The sequence below is a fragment of the Pseudoflavonifractor sp. BSD2780061688st1 E11 genome (assembly GCF_005844125.1).
GTDB classification, from domain to species: domain Bacteria; phylum Bacillota; class Clostridia; order Lachnospirales; family Lachnospiraceae; genus Sellimonas; species Sellimonas catena.
Map to the genome: position 1 here is coordinate 83,143 of NZ_SPHM01000010.1, position 15,020 is coordinate 98,162.

Annotated in this window: 14 protein-coding genes and 1 pseudogene; all 15 read right to left on the reverse strand. The window is 46.4% G+C overall.

All coding sequences use genetic code 11. The annotated features are described in order from the left end of the window. Nucleotides 1-38 precede the first annotated feature (38 nt). Complete coding sequence (locus tag FGQ85_RS06600) at nt 39-1,301, reverse strand: peptidoglycan-binding protein (protein ID WP_087252398.1); 1,263 nt, start codon at nt 1,299-1,301, stop codon at nt 39-41. A gap of 233 nt (nt 1,302-1,534) precedes the next feature. Then, nucleotides 1,535-2,569 carry an RIP metalloprotease RseP gene (rseP, locus tag FGQ85_RS06605; protein ID WP_138372988.1) on the reverse strand — a complete coding sequence of 345 codons (1,035 nt, stop codon included), beginning with the start codon at nt 2,567-2,569 and terminating at the stop codon, nt 1,535-1,537. 8 nt (nt 2,570-2,577) lie between these two features. Further along, nucleotides 2,578-3,720: a 1-deoxy-D-xylulose-5-phosphate reductoisomerase gene (locus FGQ85_RS06610; protein ID WP_138372989.1), complete on the reverse strand. Its 1,143-nt coding sequence runs from the start codon at nt 3,718-3,720 to the stop codon at nt 2,578-2,580. Nucleotides 3,721-3,741: 21 nt separating this feature from the next. Beyond that, the gene (locus tag FGQ85_RS06615; RefSeq protein ID WP_118636325.1) at nt 3,742-4,581 is read right to left on the reverse strand and encodes a phosphatidate cytidylyltransferase; all 840 of its coding nucleotides are present in this window, start codon (nt 4,579-4,581) and stop codon (nt 3,742-3,744) included. After that, entirely contained in the window at nt 4,574-5,293 is a 720-nt protein-coding gene (locus FGQ85_RS06620; RefSeq protein WP_118636326.1) for an isoprenyl transferase, read from the reverse strand. Before FGQ85_RS06620 ends, FGQ85_RS06615 begins: the two co-directional genes overlap by 8 nt. 73 nt (nt 5,294-5,366) lie before the next feature. Further along, entirely contained in the window at nt 5,367-5,918 is a 552-nt protein-coding gene (frr, locus tag FGQ85_RS06625; protein WP_138372990.1) for a ribosome recycling factor, read from the reverse strand. 24 nt (nt 5,919-5,942) lie between these two features. After that, nucleotides 5,943-6,638, reverse strand: coding sequence for a UMP kinase (gene pyrH / locus FGQ85_RS06630; RefSeq protein WP_087167778.1), 696 nt, complete (start codon nt 6,636-6,638; stop codon nt 5,943-5,945). 127 nt (nt 6,639-6,765) lie between these two features. Then, nucleotides 6,766-7,929, reverse strand: a complete 1,164-nt coding sequence (locus FGQ85_RS06635; RefSeq protein ID WP_242958927.1) for a DHHW family protein — start codon at nt 7,927-7,929, stop codon at nt 6,766-6,768. Between the two features lie 15 nt (nt 7,930-7,944). Then, nucleotides 7,945-9,336, reverse strand: a complete 1,392-nt coding sequence (locus FGQ85_RS06640; protein ID WP_138372991.1) for an MBOAT family O-acyltransferase — start codon at nt 9,334-9,336, stop codon at nt 7,945-7,947. Between the two features lie 18 nt (nt 9,337-9,354). Further along, on the reverse strand, nt 9,355-9,849 hold the full coding sequence (locus FGQ85_RS06645) for a DUF4358 domain-containing protein (protein ID WP_087167776.1): 495 nt from the start codon (nt 9,847-9,849) through the stop codon (nt 9,355-9,357). 2 nt (nt 9,850-9,851) lie between these two features. Then, nucleotides 9,852-10,652: a GDSL-type esterase/lipase family protein gene (locus FGQ85_RS06650; protein WP_087167775.1), complete on the reverse strand. Its 801-nt coding sequence runs from the start codon at nt 10,650-10,652 to the stop codon at nt 9,852-9,854. Between the two features lie 61 nt (nt 10,653-10,713). After that, nucleotides 10,714-11,799, reverse strand: coding sequence for a flagellin lysine-N-methylase (gene fliB, locus FGQ85_RS06655; protein ID WP_087167774.1), 1,086 nt, complete (start codon nt 11,797-11,799; stop codon nt 10,714-10,716). Between the two features lie 166 nt (nt 11,800-11,965). After that, entirely contained in the window at nt 11,966-13,570 is a 1,605-nt protein-coding gene (gene pckA / locus FGQ85_RS06660) for a phosphoenolpyruvate carboxykinase (ATP) (protein WP_138372992.1), read from the reverse strand. Between the two features lie 256 nt (nt 13,571-13,826). Continuing rightward, complete coding sequence (locus FGQ85_RS06665; protein ID WP_138372993.1) at nt 13,827-14,300, reverse strand: low molecular weight protein-tyrosine-phosphatase; 474 nt, start codon at nt 14,298-14,300, stop codon at nt 13,827-13,829. A 329-nt stretch (nt 14,301-14,629) separates the two neighbouring features. Continuing rightward, a pseudogene (locus FGQ85_RS06670) lies at nt 14,630-15,020 on the reverse strand (DUF4263 domain-containing protein); the annotation flags it as partial.

Genomic DNA, 15,020 nt, shown 5'->3' on the forward strand with positions numbered 1-15,020 from the left:
GAGAAATTCCTGCCCGATACGCAACCCTATTTATTCTTTTATACAAGTTCCGCAATCCTGGAAACGCCCACATAGACCTCCGAAATTTTATACCAGGTCCGGTAATCTACTTTCCCCGTCTGCGGAAGCCCGAACACTTCCTGAAACTTACGGACTGACGCTTCCGTCCTTGGACCGTAAATTCCGTCCGCATCCACTTTCGGAATCGCCGGATAAGCTCCCGCAATCACATTCAGCTGTTCCTGCATCTGCAGAACTTTGCTGCCGGAAGACCCATTTTCCAATGTGTAACCCGGCCACGATGACGGAATCCCGGAAATCTCCTGGGCGGTATTGATATACATGTCACTTCCGTAAAAATAACGCAGGATCTGGATTGCACTGTATCCCTGATCCGCCAGATCTTTGGAACCCCACTGGGTCATCCATCCCGGACAGGTCACCTGTTTTCCGTCGCAATACTGAGTCAGGATCGGCTGGCGTACGTTCGGTCTGGAAAGATAGGACGCAAACAGATCATCCACAACTACGGAAATCGTGTCGTAAATATTCCGTTGCGGAATCCACTTATGGTCAAAGGCAGTGGAGGAGGAAATCGTAAATTCAAATCCCTGATTTCTGTACCATTCTGTGTAAACCCTGTTCAATGTAAAGGACATAATTGCAAGGACATTAGCCTTGATCGCTTCCTCCGGCCATGTCGCATATATTTCGCTGGACGCCACATTTTTAATATAATCCTTGTATCTGTCATAGTAATTCAATGCCGTAGAATCCCGCGGTGACCCATCATGTACAACAATGTACTCCGGCACTACAACGCGGCTCAAAACAATCTCTCCTGATTCGTCCATCGGCTTGATTTCGGCTTCCGGAATTTTGGGCGGATAATTTCCAAACAGCGTATGTGCCGGAATCACATAGACCTCCTGACCTTCCTCACGTTCCAGAGGAAGCATCCGGATATTCTGAAGCGCAGTTACCCCTGAGAGAATCTCTGTTCCCGCGATCTGAATCGGTTCAAATCCTGGCGCTGTTACTTCCAGTGTATATTCCGAGTAAGGCTGTTCCTCCTGACGCTCATCCAGACTGTACTCTACCGGAGGGGCCGGCAACTCCAGCGTCTCCGTTTGTCCGGAAGAATCTGTGGAGACAGTCTCAATCGTCTGATCCGGCACCCCGGTATAGGTGATCCGGATACTTGCGTCCTCCACCGGGAAGGATGTAGCCTCCGATGTGATCTGTATTTTCAGCTTCCCTTTATCAATATTGTTTTCCTGCATTCCGTAAATTTCGTTCATGCCCACCTCAAAGCATTTCTTCTCTTCAAGATATGAAGGCACTTCCGAAAACATGCCTTGAAGAGAACAAAGAGTTCCGCCCGCAGAACTCTCGCGCCGAGCGCGGTCTCTGCAGCGACAAATTTCTGCTTCGTGCGAGTGTGCATCCCGCGGAGCGTTTTTATTTAACAGGGAACGAGGTTTCCTGTTAAACAGGAAAAGGCACCGCACATCCGTGCGGCACCTTCTGTAATTCAGAGAAAAATTCTCTGTATATCATTGAACATTACAAAAACCATCAACAAAAGCAGGCAAACCATTCCGACCATATGAACATAGCCTTCTTTCTCCGGCGGCACCCGTTTCCCGCGGATCACTTCTATGATCAGGAATACAAGCCGCCCACCGTCCAGTGCCGGAATCGGAAGCAGGTTCATGACACCCAGGTTGGCAGAAAGCAGAATCATAAGATTCAGCATGTTAAGAAATACAAGCGATGCTCCGCCGCTTCTGCTCTGATTGTAGGTATCCTGCACCACATCGACAATTCCTACCGGACCGGACATGCTGTCCATTCCGATCTGTCCCGTAACGAGCATCTTCAGGCTTTCGATTGTGGATGTGATCCAGTATTCAACCACGTAGAAACTGTATTTTATCGTTTCAAAAAAGCCGGTCTTTACATATCCGCCACCAGAATACCCATACCGGTACATTCCGCTTTCTTCATCCCACTGCGGCGTTAAATGAACCGTTGTCTCCACGCCGTCCCGCTCATAAGTCAGATCAATCTCCTCATTTTGGTGAAACTGATTATAAGTCGTTGCATCCCGAAACAGATGGATACTGCGTCCGTTGATTTCTTTGATAACATCCCCGGCCTGCAGTCCTGCCTCAGCCGCCGGATAATTCTCTTCCACCGAAGCTACAATCGGTTTGTCCACGCCGATCCACGCTGTAATAATGATGGCTCCGATCAGAGCCAGAATAAAATTGAATCCTGCCCCTGCTACGATGACACTGATCCGTCTCCACGGGGATTTCTGGTTGAAATTCCCGACGCTCTCCCCGTCCTCAGTTTCGTCCTCGCCCATGGCACAGAATCCGCCAAGCGGCAGAATCCGGATGGAATACTGCGTTTCTTTTCTCTGAAATCCTACGATTTTCGGCCCCATTCCGATAGAAAACTCCTGCACCTCAATCCCGTTGAGTTTGGCAAGAAGAAAATGTCCAAACTCATGGATAAAAATGATAAATCCAAAAATGATAATTGCAAGAATAATTCCCAAACTGTCTGCTACCTCCTGCTGCGAATTCTTTCATATGTTTCCTGTTCAGTCATAAGAATCTGTTCTAAGGAAGGATTCTCAATCTTCTTATGAGCCTTCATACAGTCCTCTATAATCTCCACGATTTCCAGATATGTGATCTGTCTGTCTAAGAACATGCTGACAGCCAGCTCGTTGGCTGCATTCAGCACGGTCGGCATGCTGCCTCCCTCTCTTCCTGCCTCATAGGCAAGTGCCAGCCCGTAAAAAGTATCCAGATCCGGCTTTTCAAAGTCCAGATGGGAAAGGCTCCAGAAATCCAGGCGGTCGCCCGGAAGATATCTTCGTTCCGGATAATATAGCGCGTACTGGATCGGAAGCTTCATGTCCGGTGTTCCAAGCTGTGCAATCACAGAGCCATCCTCGTACTCCACCATGGAATGGATCACCGACTGCGGCTGGACCACAACCTGAATCTCATCTACGGATACATCAAACAGCCATTTGGCTTCGATTACTTCCAGGCCTTTATTGATCATGGTGGAAGAGTCAATCGTGATCTTTCTTCCCATGGACCAGTTCGGATGCTTCAGCGCATCTTCCACCTTGACATTCAGCAGATCTTCCTGCTTTTTCCCGCGGAATGGTCCGCCGGACGCCGTCAAAAGAATCTTCTGTATTTTATTTCCGGCATTTCCCTGCAGGGATTGAAAAATCGCGCTGTGCTCACTGTCCACCGGAAGGATACGGATTGCCTTTTCCCTGGCAAGCGGAATAATCAGATGTCCCGCTGTAACAAGGGTCTCCTTATTTGCAAGTGCAATATCTTTTCCAGCTTCAATGGCGGCAATCGTCGGCCGGATACCAATCATCCCTACAACCGCCGTCACAACAATCTCCGCTTCAGGAATACAGGCCGCCTCAATCAGGCCATCCATTCCTGTGACAATTTTTACAGTTTTATCCTTAAGGCGCTCTTTTAAGTCCGCCGCACGTTCTTTTTGATAGACACAGACAACTTTCGGATGAAACTCACGAACCTGCTTTTCCAAAAGCTCTGTATTGGATCCTGCCGCCAGAGAGACGACCTCAATGTCCCCGTTCTCTCGCACCACGTCAAGCGTCTGGGTGCCGATCGAACCGGTGGATCCTAATATGGCAATTTTTTTCATGTTTCTTCTCCTGACTACTTATTAAATAAAAAAGATACTCAGATAATAAATGATCGGTGCCGTAAAGATCACGCTGTCGAACCGGTCCAGAATTCCTCCGTGTCCCGGAATCAGTTTCCCGTAATCTTTGATATTATGATTTCTTTTGATTGCAGATGCGGCCAGATCACCTACCATGGAAATCAGTCCGCCCGCTCCGCAGATCAAAGCATACAGTGCCGGCGACGCATCCGCGTCTGCGAAATGGCTCACCGCCGCAGCATAAAGCGCGCCCAGAAGCGCCGCTCCCACTACTCCGCCGACCGCTCCTTCCACCGATTTTTTGGGACTGAGCTTTGGAGACATTTTGTGCTTTCCAATCAGCATTCCGACACAGTAAGCACAGGTATCGCATCCCCAGGAGCAAAGAAATACGAGCCATACCAGATACGCTCCCTCCTCCGGTATCATTCTTGCCCGGTAAACATATGACAGCATCACCGCCACGTAAAAAACGCCAAAAAAGATGAGCATCATCTCTTCCGACACATACTTTGGATACGAAAATACATATACTGCCATCAGAACAATCAAAAATACAATAACAAGCAGGGCAAGCCCCTGTCCGTCAATATACTGCAGGATCCTGTTTTCTCCCGGGCCTTTGACCTCAAGCCGGATCAGCAGATAATATGCCGCTGCTGCTGCATAGCCGACAATTCCAGGAAGAGAGGCCTGCAGCCGGCTTACTTTATACAGTTCGCTCATTCCGATCAGACTGATTAGAAGAAGCAGCACAAACAGGATATCATTTCCTGGAATAATCGTGGCAAGCGCAATAGCCACGAGCAGTATCCCGCTTAACAGTCTTGTCTTAAACATCTGCTTCTTCCTCCTTCACTTTCCCGTATCTCCGGTCTCTATTATTATATTGCAAAATTGCTTTTTCTAATTCCTCTTTCGTAAAATCAGGCCAGAGAACATCGGTAAAATAAAATTCTGTGTAGGCCATCTGCCATAGAAGATAGTTCGAAAGGCGCAATTCCCCGCTTGTACGGATCAAAAGATCCGGGTCCGGAATTCCGTATGTATCCAGATAAGACTCAAATAGCGGTCCATCGATCTGCTCAGGCAGCACTTTCCCCTCTTTCACATCTTCTGCCATCTTCCGCATGGCACGCAGCATTTCGTCACGGCTTCCATAATTGATTGCAATCTGGAAATTCAATCCGTCATTTTTATCCGACGCCTTCTCAAGCTCTTCGATTCTGTTGCGGATGTCATCATCCAGTCCGCTTTTATCTCCAATCACCCGTACCCGCATCCGGTTTTTCTCCGCAGTCTTCAGACAGGTTTTCATATAATTGCGCAGAAGCTTCATCAATGCATTGACTTCATCCGCAGGACGGTTCCAGTTCTCTGTGGAAAAGGCGTAAACCGTCAGGTATTTGATTCCCATTTTGTAGGCGGCCTCACAGATTCTTTCTACATTTTTACTTCCCTGTGCATGGCCGTAGTTACGAGGCATATTTTTCTTCTTCGCCCATCTTCCGTTTCCATCCAGAATGATAGCGACATGCTGAGGTATCTTCATAACACTTCCTCCTTGATAAATATAGAGCAAGGAGGCCATTCCCTCCTTGCTCCGCTTTTCCCGCCGGTTTTCCTTATACGGTCATGACTTCTTTTGTCTTTGCCTCTACTGCCTTATCGACTTCTTTGATATATTTATCCGTCACTTTCTGAAGTTCATCTTCCATATCTTTGATTGCGTCTTCTGAAACTTCTGTGCCTTTTAACTTCTTGAAGGCATCATTTCCGTCTCTTCTGATATTTCTGATGGCAACCTTTGCCTGTTCACCTTTTTTCTTCACGTCCTTGGCAAGCTCTTTACGACGGTCTTCCGTCAGTTCCGGGAACACAAGACGGATTAACTGTCCATCGTTTGTCGGATTGATTCCGATATCAGATGTCTGGATCGCTTTTGTGATCTCCTTTAACATGCTTTTCTCCCACGGCTGAATCTGAATCATCCGGGCTTCCGGAACAGAAACATTTGCCACCTGCTGGATCGGAGTCGGTACTCCATAATAATCCACCGTAAGTCTGTCCAGAATATGCGGGTTTGCTCTTCCGGCACGGATTGCCGCAAGATCGCTGTCCAGACTCTTCATTGTTTTCTGCATTTTTTCTTCGTATACCTTTAATTGTTCATGCATAGATAGTTCCTCCTGTGATCTTTCTTAAACAGTCACTTTCGTTCCTGTAAAGTTCCCGCTCATGGTATTGACAATGCTGTTCTCCTCGCTCAGCCCGAATACCAGCATCGGCATTTTGTGCTCCAGGCACATGATGGATGCAGTCAGATCGACCGCCATCAGCTTCTTATCGATAATTTCCTGAATGGAAATCTCATCGTACTTCTTCGCTTCCGGATTGACTTTCGGATCGCTGTCGTAGATTCCGTCGATCGCTTTTGCAAGCAGCATCGCATCTGCCTCAATCTCGATCGCTCTTAATACCGCACCGGTATCTGTGGAGAAATACGGATGTCCGGTTCCTCCCGCAAAGAAAATGACCTTTCCCTTATTGAGTGCCTCTACCGCCGCATCTTTTGAGAAAAGGGTTGTAAAAGCGCCGCATACGAATGGTGTGAATACTTCTGTATCCATGCCTGCGAAACGGAAAATATCGGAAACATAGATACAGTTCATTACTGTGGCAAGCATACCGATCTGGTCCGCTTTGACACGGTCAATCGTTTCACTCGTACGGCCTCTCCAGAAGTTCCCTCCTCCAGTTACAATAGCTACCTGAATTCCCTGATCGACAAGCTCTTTGACCTGATGAGCTACTCCAAGGCAGGTTGCCTCGTCGAATCCTGTCTTTTTATCACCTGCAAGAGCTTCTCCGCTCAGTTTTAGCAATACTCTTTTCATGGTTATGAACTCCTTCTCTCCGGCCTCTCGGGGCCGGCTCGTATTCTATCCTTATTATATATAGATCGCCACCCGGTGTCAATTTGCATTTTTCCAGCCGGGTCAAACTATCCGGAAATTCCGCTTCCTACTCTTCCGTCAGCGCGGCAAAAGAAGTATCCGCAAAAAACGTATCCGCACTGTAGAGATACAGCACTTCATTGATGGATTCTGTCTCCATCAGTTCCGATAAGTCCCCATAATAGTATCTCGGATCGACAACGACAATCTCCCGGTAATACGGTGCAAGAAACGGCAGGAAACAATTCGCATAGGAATCTTTCAGAACTAAAAGCCGCTTATTCTCCGTAGTCGGTGTCTTGATCTTTAACAGCCCGTGATTGCCGCCGAAAAAGACCTCATACGCATTTCTCTGATCCAGCTTATCGGTGTTGTAGAAGCTTCCGGTTTTTTTCTGATCATCTGTATACTCGACAATCGAAGACACCTGCTCCTGTGTCGTATTTTCATTCTTTTTGGGAATGAAGACGTCGATTTCCTCTTTCACACCGGTCCGGCATCCGCTTTTTGCGGAAAGCGTACCCTGAAACTGATCTGTCACAGGCATTTTCTCATATGTTACAGCTGAAGTGTCAAGCCCTGCCACCTCCGCAAACTGCTGGAAAGCAAGATAAGCCGCAGAAGTTGTCCAGTGATGGTCCGTCTTATAAAACAGCTGCTGATTCGTGTTCTTACGGAAGGTGTCCCTCAGATCGATTGTCGTCAGCCCCTTTCCGGTCAGCGTCTGATAAGCCTGATCAATACTGGAATCCTGATCCGCTGTCAAAGCCAGCGCCGGTAGCTTGTCCTCCAGAATCTCCGATGCTGTCGGTACAATCATTGCGTAATGCGTGATATCTTTATACTTCTCTTTCCAGGCCGCCATAGCCCCCAGCGTATTATTTACCGTAGTCTGGTCCGGCTTTTCAAACTTTTCGATCAGATAACCATCTTTCCCGATGTAGACTCCGTTTTCCTCTACTTTGCCAAGGAGGCGGTCAAACCCGGTCTTTAACTGGATCCAGGAATCCCGGAACACAAACTGATCGTTAAAATACTCCTGATACTGCTTTGCATAATTTCCGCTGCCGACCGCCTCTGCAGTCAGTTCCGGCTTCTGCGCAAGCTCCCTGTTCTCCGTCTCCGAGACTTTCTTCGTTCCGGAAAACAGATTCACAATGGAAAGGACCAGAATCAGGATCGCAAACATAAATCCCACGAAATACGATGCCGGTAATTTCTCTTTTTCCAAATCTGACACCTCCCCTTAAAACTGCATATAGAGAAACGGCTGATAAGAATTAAATACCAGTCCGCCGATACTGAGTAAAAACATGACAAGATACACAAGCACTGTGACAATCGTATAGCGCTCAATAAACCGCTCGGAAAGCTTCTTCAGAACCGGTCTTGCGGCCAGTACGCACAGTGCGAACAGAAGAATTCCTGTTTTTAAGTAATATCCGGCTGTCACATCGATCAATGAAGATGCTCCAAATCCAAGGAGGGAGGCAAACATTCCTGCCGCCGCATCCCAGGATGTGTTCATGAAAATCAGCCACCCAAACATGACAAGCAGCATCGTATAAGTATTGGCTGCCCATCCCGGAAGCCTGGAGACCAGATTCTTCCACACATATTTTTCACCAATCAGAATCACGGCATAATAAAGCCCCCACACCGGAAAGTTCCAGGTTGCCCCGTGCCAGATTCCGGTCAGACACCAGACAATCACAATGTTCCTCAGATGGCAGAGAACGGAGACACGGTTTCCGCCAAGCGGAATGTACACATAATCCCGGAACCATCCGCTCAGTGACATGTGCCATCTTCTCCAGAATTCTGTCACGCTCTTTGCGATATATGGATAATCAAAGTTTTCCTTAAATTCAAATCCAAGCATATTTCCGACTCCTATGGCCATGTCAGAATAGCCCGAGAAGTCAAAGAAAATCTGCATCGTGTAGGCAAACAGATAAATCCACGCCGTCACCATGGACATAGATGATCCGGAGTCCTGAATCTGGGTAATCATCATGGATAACTGATCTGCCAGAAGGACTTTTTTCGCAAGACCGAGGATGAAGCGTCTCGCACCCTCTCCAAGCCTTGACATATATACGTTGTGGGCATAGAGATCGTCTTTGATATCTGCATAGCGGACAATCGGTCCGGCAGACATGCAGGCAAACAATGACGCATATGCCATAAATGTAATCGGATCCCGTTCCGGTTCACATTTCTTTTTATACACATCAATCACATAGGAAAGATTTTTAAATGTATAAAAGGACAGACCGATCGGCAGCGTCAGTGCTGATGTAGAGAAGCCGGTTCCGAGCAATTCATTGACTGCGCCGCTTAAAAATCCGTAATATTTAAAAAATCCAAGAATAAATACATCCATCACAATGACAAAAACAAGGGATGGAACCGCACTGCGGCTGCGTTTCTGTTTTCTGCCGATATCGATCGCCAGCATATAATGCATCACCGCACTGAACAGCATTAATACAACATAAACCGGCTCGCCCCATGCGTAGAAAAAAATACTGGCCAGGGCAAGCACGAGATTTTTCCATTTTCCCGGCACCACATAAAACAGAATCAGGACAACCGGAAGAAATGCAAATATAAAATTCAGACTGTTTAAAAGCATGTCATTTCCCTCCACCGACTATTTTATCGCGCTTTCAAAAGCAGATTTCCAGTCATCCGCCTGATCGCCCGCCATGTAAATTACATAGATTCCCTCCGACTGCGCATACGCCTTTTTCAGCTGCGCAGTCTGGGTGACTCCGTATCCCTCGAAGCTCTCGATCTGGCTGTCCAGACGATTGTTTACTGCTTCCTCAAACCGTCCGGCGTCCTGAGCATTCTTTGTCTTCAGTACAAGAAGCTCATCCACTGCCATCGGCGACTCCGCCTTATAGTAGAAGTATCCCTCACAGTCCTTGCTTTCTATTCCATAATATCTGCGCAGATCCTTATCTTTCATCTCTTCGATCCCGTCAAGAAGCTTTTCACTTTCAAACTCTTTCCTGATTCCTTCCACAGAGACATCCTTTGCATACCCCTGCATGCAGAGCATTCCCAGATACACCGCCAGAAATGCCGCAAAGCATACTTTGACAATGATCCCGCTCAAATCCTTTCTCCTTTTCTTTTTCATGATCAAAGTCCCGCCTTTTCTACAATATAAGATAACCACTGTTCGTAGTATTCCTTTTTCATGTGGATTCCGTCCTGCTCATACAGGCCGCTGTCTGCCTCCACAATGAAACTGCTGTCGATGTACAGGTATCCCTCATCATCGCACATCTTCTCGATGGCCTCATTGTACTGAGGACGTTTCTCACGTCCGGCTTTCTCCTTGACTTTCTCCTCCGTCATCGGAAGAATGGAATTTACACAGATCATCGTGTCCGGAAGCGCATCTTTTATCTTCTGAATCTCAGACTGGTACTTTTCGATGAACCCGTCAATATCGGAATTATACATCTGAAGATCATTGCATCCAAACTCCATGATGACTGTGGACGGCTTCATGGAAATCACTTTCTGAACCAGCTCATCGATCTCATTGACTGAGGCACCCCTCTTATAGATGACAGATCCCTCGTCCAGAAGTCCGTACACATCCAGCGCCTCCGAAAAAGAATCCCCTACTACAACGACGCCGCTGAATGCTTTCTTGATCGTCGCATTATCAAGCTCTACGACTCCATATTCATTCCGCTTGGACGTGTCAATCTCTGTCTTTTCATTGGCTCCTTCCAGATTCTCCCACTGCTTTTCCGTCTCGGATATATCCGCCTGCTCCATCTGTTCCAGCTGCTTACGGTTTTTCTCATACTGATTCGGGCGGCTCTCTTTTATCTGAACACAGACGACAATCCCGACCACAACAGCGATAACGCAACAAACTGCGATCAGGATTCTTCGTCTTAGAATTTTTTCTCTTGCACTTTTCATGAATTTATCCCCTTAGTACTATCATTTAGCTATTATTACTATTATAAGTTGTTTCTCCCTCTTACGCAACATACGGATCCGGTCCCTTCTGGAAATAAGTCTCCAGAACTGCCAGATTCTGATCCGAATGTTCAATCTCTCTGGCATACCGCCAGGCTGTCTCCCATATCTCTTCCTTTTTCATGCTTTTTCCCTGCCGGATCCATCTCGCCATACTGAGTTCATGAATCATGACAGTACTGTAAACAGCAAGACAGATCTTGGTATCGATACTGTCATCATAGACCGCCCCGCAAAAATAGGTGTAGATAAAAAACATCATCAGATTTTCACTGTACTGCTCCCATTTTCCCGGTCCAAATTTCTCACGGATCTTCTCGTAGGCCTCCTGTCCATTCTCATACAGGATTTCAAAAGCCTCGTGAATCTCCTTTTTCCAGTCTTCGCAGAGAAACTCCATTTCAAAAAGTTCTCTCAGGAAAGCGGACTTTGCTTCAAATCCGAGAGGCTCTCCCCCGCACGCTTCCTGCCGGATCTGCTCCAGCTCCTCCTCGATTCCGAAAAGTCCTCCCTCTTCCAGCGCTTTCTGGCAGACCTTTCCTGCCGTCAGGCAACGCTTCATCCGGACCTCTGCCGCCTCTTCGCGGTTTTGTATCATCCTGAACAGGATTTCCCTTATCTCATTTAAACTGGAATATAATAAGAAATCAAAAGATTCGTCCGGCTCCGGCTCGCTCTCCCCGGTCTCCTCCGTCAGAAAGGTAAGCGGCTCCTCGCACTCAAGAATCATCCTCGCCGCCTCGGGACAGGAAAGGGACAATGACCACTCTCTGACATCCTCATACTCCTCCACATGTCTCGGATACATCCTGCAGGTACTGCAAAGATACTCCTCGCCAAGCTCCTCGTATAGATCACAGAGATTCTTCTCATTCAGACAGCTGCATCTCCCGTCAAACTGCAGGAATGCTCCCTCTTCCCAGTCAATGGATGTCATAAGCCGGTTTCCGAAACCACCTTCTACCCGGCTGTATTTCAAAAGAGACTCCTCATCGATCATGATCTGCCATCCGGCACAACAGGTGTCCGGGCAGCGATCTGCAATACATTGAAATTGATCATAGAAATGCGGCTTTACATACAGCATACGTTTCCCCTCTTCGTGACTTACTTCGCCATCTTCTTATCTTAACGGATTTTACCTGTAATGTAAAGAACTCAGAAACAAATTCTCTCAGAAAATATGAATCTGAAAAAGGGGTGAAAAGAACCGGGTGCGACAACTGTCACACCCGGCAGATTTCTTTGCCTTCTTATACCTGCGGTCCTGCAGAAACAAGTGCTTTTCCTGCTTCGTTTCCTTCGTATTTCTGGAAGTTCTTGATGAATCTCTGAGCAAGATCCTTTGCTTTTGTCTCCCACTCGGAAACATCAGCGTATGTATCACGAGGGTCCAGAATATTTGTGTCTACACCCGGAAGTTCTGTCGGTACTTCAATATTGAAGTACGGGATCTTCTTTGTCGGTGCTTTTAAAATATCACCGCTTAAGATCGCATCGATGATACCGCGGGTATCTTTGATGGAGATACGCTTTCCTGTTCCATTCCATCCCGTATTAACAAGGTAAGCTTTTGCTCCGCTCTGTTCCATTCTCTTTACGAGCTCTTCCGCATATTTTGTCGGATGCAGCTCCAGGAATGCCTGTCCAAAGCATGCGGAGAATGTAGGTGTCGGCTCTGTGATACCACGTTCTGTACCTGCAAGCTTTGCAGTAAATCCTGACAGGAAGTAGTACTGTGTCTGTTCCGGTGTCAGAATGGAAACCGGAGGAAGTACTCCAAACGCGTCTGCGGAAAGGAAGATAACTTCCTTTGCAGCCGGTGCTGCGGAAACCGGACGCACGATCTTTTCAATGTGGTCGATCGGGTAAGATACACGTGTATTTTCTGTTACGCTCTTATCCGCAAAATCGATCTTTCCGTCTGCATCCAGAGTTACGTTCTCAAGAAGAGCGTTTCTCTTGATTGCATTGTAGATATCCGGCTCAGATTCTTTATCCAGATTAATGACCTTCGCATAGCATCCACCTTCGAAGTTGAAGATACCATTGTCATCCCATCCGTGCTCATCATCACCGATCAAAAGACGTTTCGGATCTGTGGAAAGTGTCGTCTTACCTGTTCCGGAAAGTCCGAAGAAGATAGCTGTGTTCTCTCCGTTCATATCCGTATTTGCAGAACAGTGCATGGAAGCGATGCCTTTTAACGGAAGGTAGTAGTTCATCATGGAGAACATACCTTTCTTCATTTCTCCGCCGTACCATGTATTTACGATAACCTGTTCACGGCTTGTGATATTGAACATAACTGCTGTTTCAGAATTCAGTCCAAGCTCTTTATAATTTTCTACTTTTGCCTTGGACGCATTATATACGATGAAGTCAGGCTCGAAATTTTCAAGCTCCTCTTTCGTAGGCTGGATGAACATATTTGTAACAAAGTGTGCCTGCCATGCTACTTCCATGATAAAACGGATTGCCATCCGTGTATCTTTGTTTGCGCCGCAGAATGCATCTACAACGTAAAGCTTCTTGCCGGAAAGTTCGTCAAGCGCAATCTTCTTTACTGTTTCCCATGCTTCCTGTGTAGCAGGATGGTTGTCATTTTTGTATTCATCAGAGGTCCACCATACTGTATCTTTGGAATTCTCATCAACTACGATGAACTTGTCTTTTGGAGAACGCCCTGTGTATTCACCAGTCATGACATTGACAGCACCCAGTTCACTTACCTGTCCCTTTTCAAAACCTTCCAGACCCGGTTTGGTTTCTTCTTCGAATAATAATTCATAAGAAGGGTTATGTACAATTTCCGTCGTGCCTGTGATGCCGTATTTGCTTAAATTCATTTCTGCCATCTCACATCAAACCTCTTTTCTTTCATTATTTTACAGAAAGTAAAGCCTCTTTACTCCCTTTTACCATTATACATGATAAGTCAATGAAATCAACCAAAAAGTTTTCTTATTTAACGCAGGAAAGCGCATTTTTATCGATCTGCACAGAAATTCAGACAATTTCGATTTATTATTTAGTCATTTTTTTAACAAAGTATCGCTGCTTCCTGTACGCTTTTTTTGTATGCCTTTTCCTGTCCAACACACTGTCGATTTTCTATCTGATTCTTCCGCTCTCCATGATCTGAGCAAGGAGCGCTTCGCACCCTTCCCTCACATCCCGGTAGGTCGCATCAAAATTACCCGTGTACCATGGGTCGGCAATGTCCTCCCCTGCCCGGCCGGTAAAATCCAGAAGCCGGCATACCTTGCCCTCCGGATCGCCATTTCCGATGATCCGGTTGATATTGCGGATATTCCACGAATCCATGCCGATCAGATAGTCAAACTCCTCATACTCCTCCCGTCTCATCTGGCGGGCCCGGTGGCCTCCACATGGGATACCGACCTCGCGAAGCTTCCTCTGGGTGCCGGGATGAACCGGATTACCGATCTCCTCTCTGCTGGTGGCAGCGGAATCAATGTAAAACTGGTCCGAAAGCCCCGCCTCGGATACCAGGTATTTCATAACGTATTCAGACATTGTGCTACGACAAATATTGCCGTGGCAAATGAAAAGTATTTTTATCATGTTTAAAGTCCTCCTAATTTGCTAAGATTTGCCCTGTTTTGCCGTGATTTGCCTGGTATGTAGTTGCCGCTGAGATTGTTAAAGCAATCACAGAATCAGCAAAATGCGGCATATTAAAGCTGTCAAAGATAGCAAAACATAGTAAGAATGCAGGTTCATTACTCACTGGGATTTTTGCATAAAATAAATTGCATACAATGTAAATATCTTAACATCCTACAAATCAAAACCCATTTCCTAATCTCAGTATATTATCAACGAGTCTGTCATAGGTAATAATATGAACCCCTCTTTCATACTGTATTTGCCCCCACATTTGATTTGAAATATCATCCATCCTTTTTAATACGTAATCCCCAAGTTGGAATATTTCTGCCAATATCAGACAGCCCACAACTTTGCAAAAAGTACGGCCGATTATTATCCATCCATCGTTTCCAATCATTAATCTGTGTCATTCCTTTTCGTACTGCCTCTGTTTCCATATTGGAGTTCTGCAGCCTAAAATCAACATTCACATTTTCAAATTCTACTAAAACAATATGATGACCTATTGAATTCCGTCCAAGCAGCATATAATCTGCCTTGTATTCTGCTCCAAGTGGCTGTTCTACACTAATATAGGCTTCGTAATGACCAAAGTTGAGTATTCCGTGACTTCGGAGCCACTCAATCCGTTGCATAGAGCCACCCATTCCGAATGTCGGAGCCACCCATATG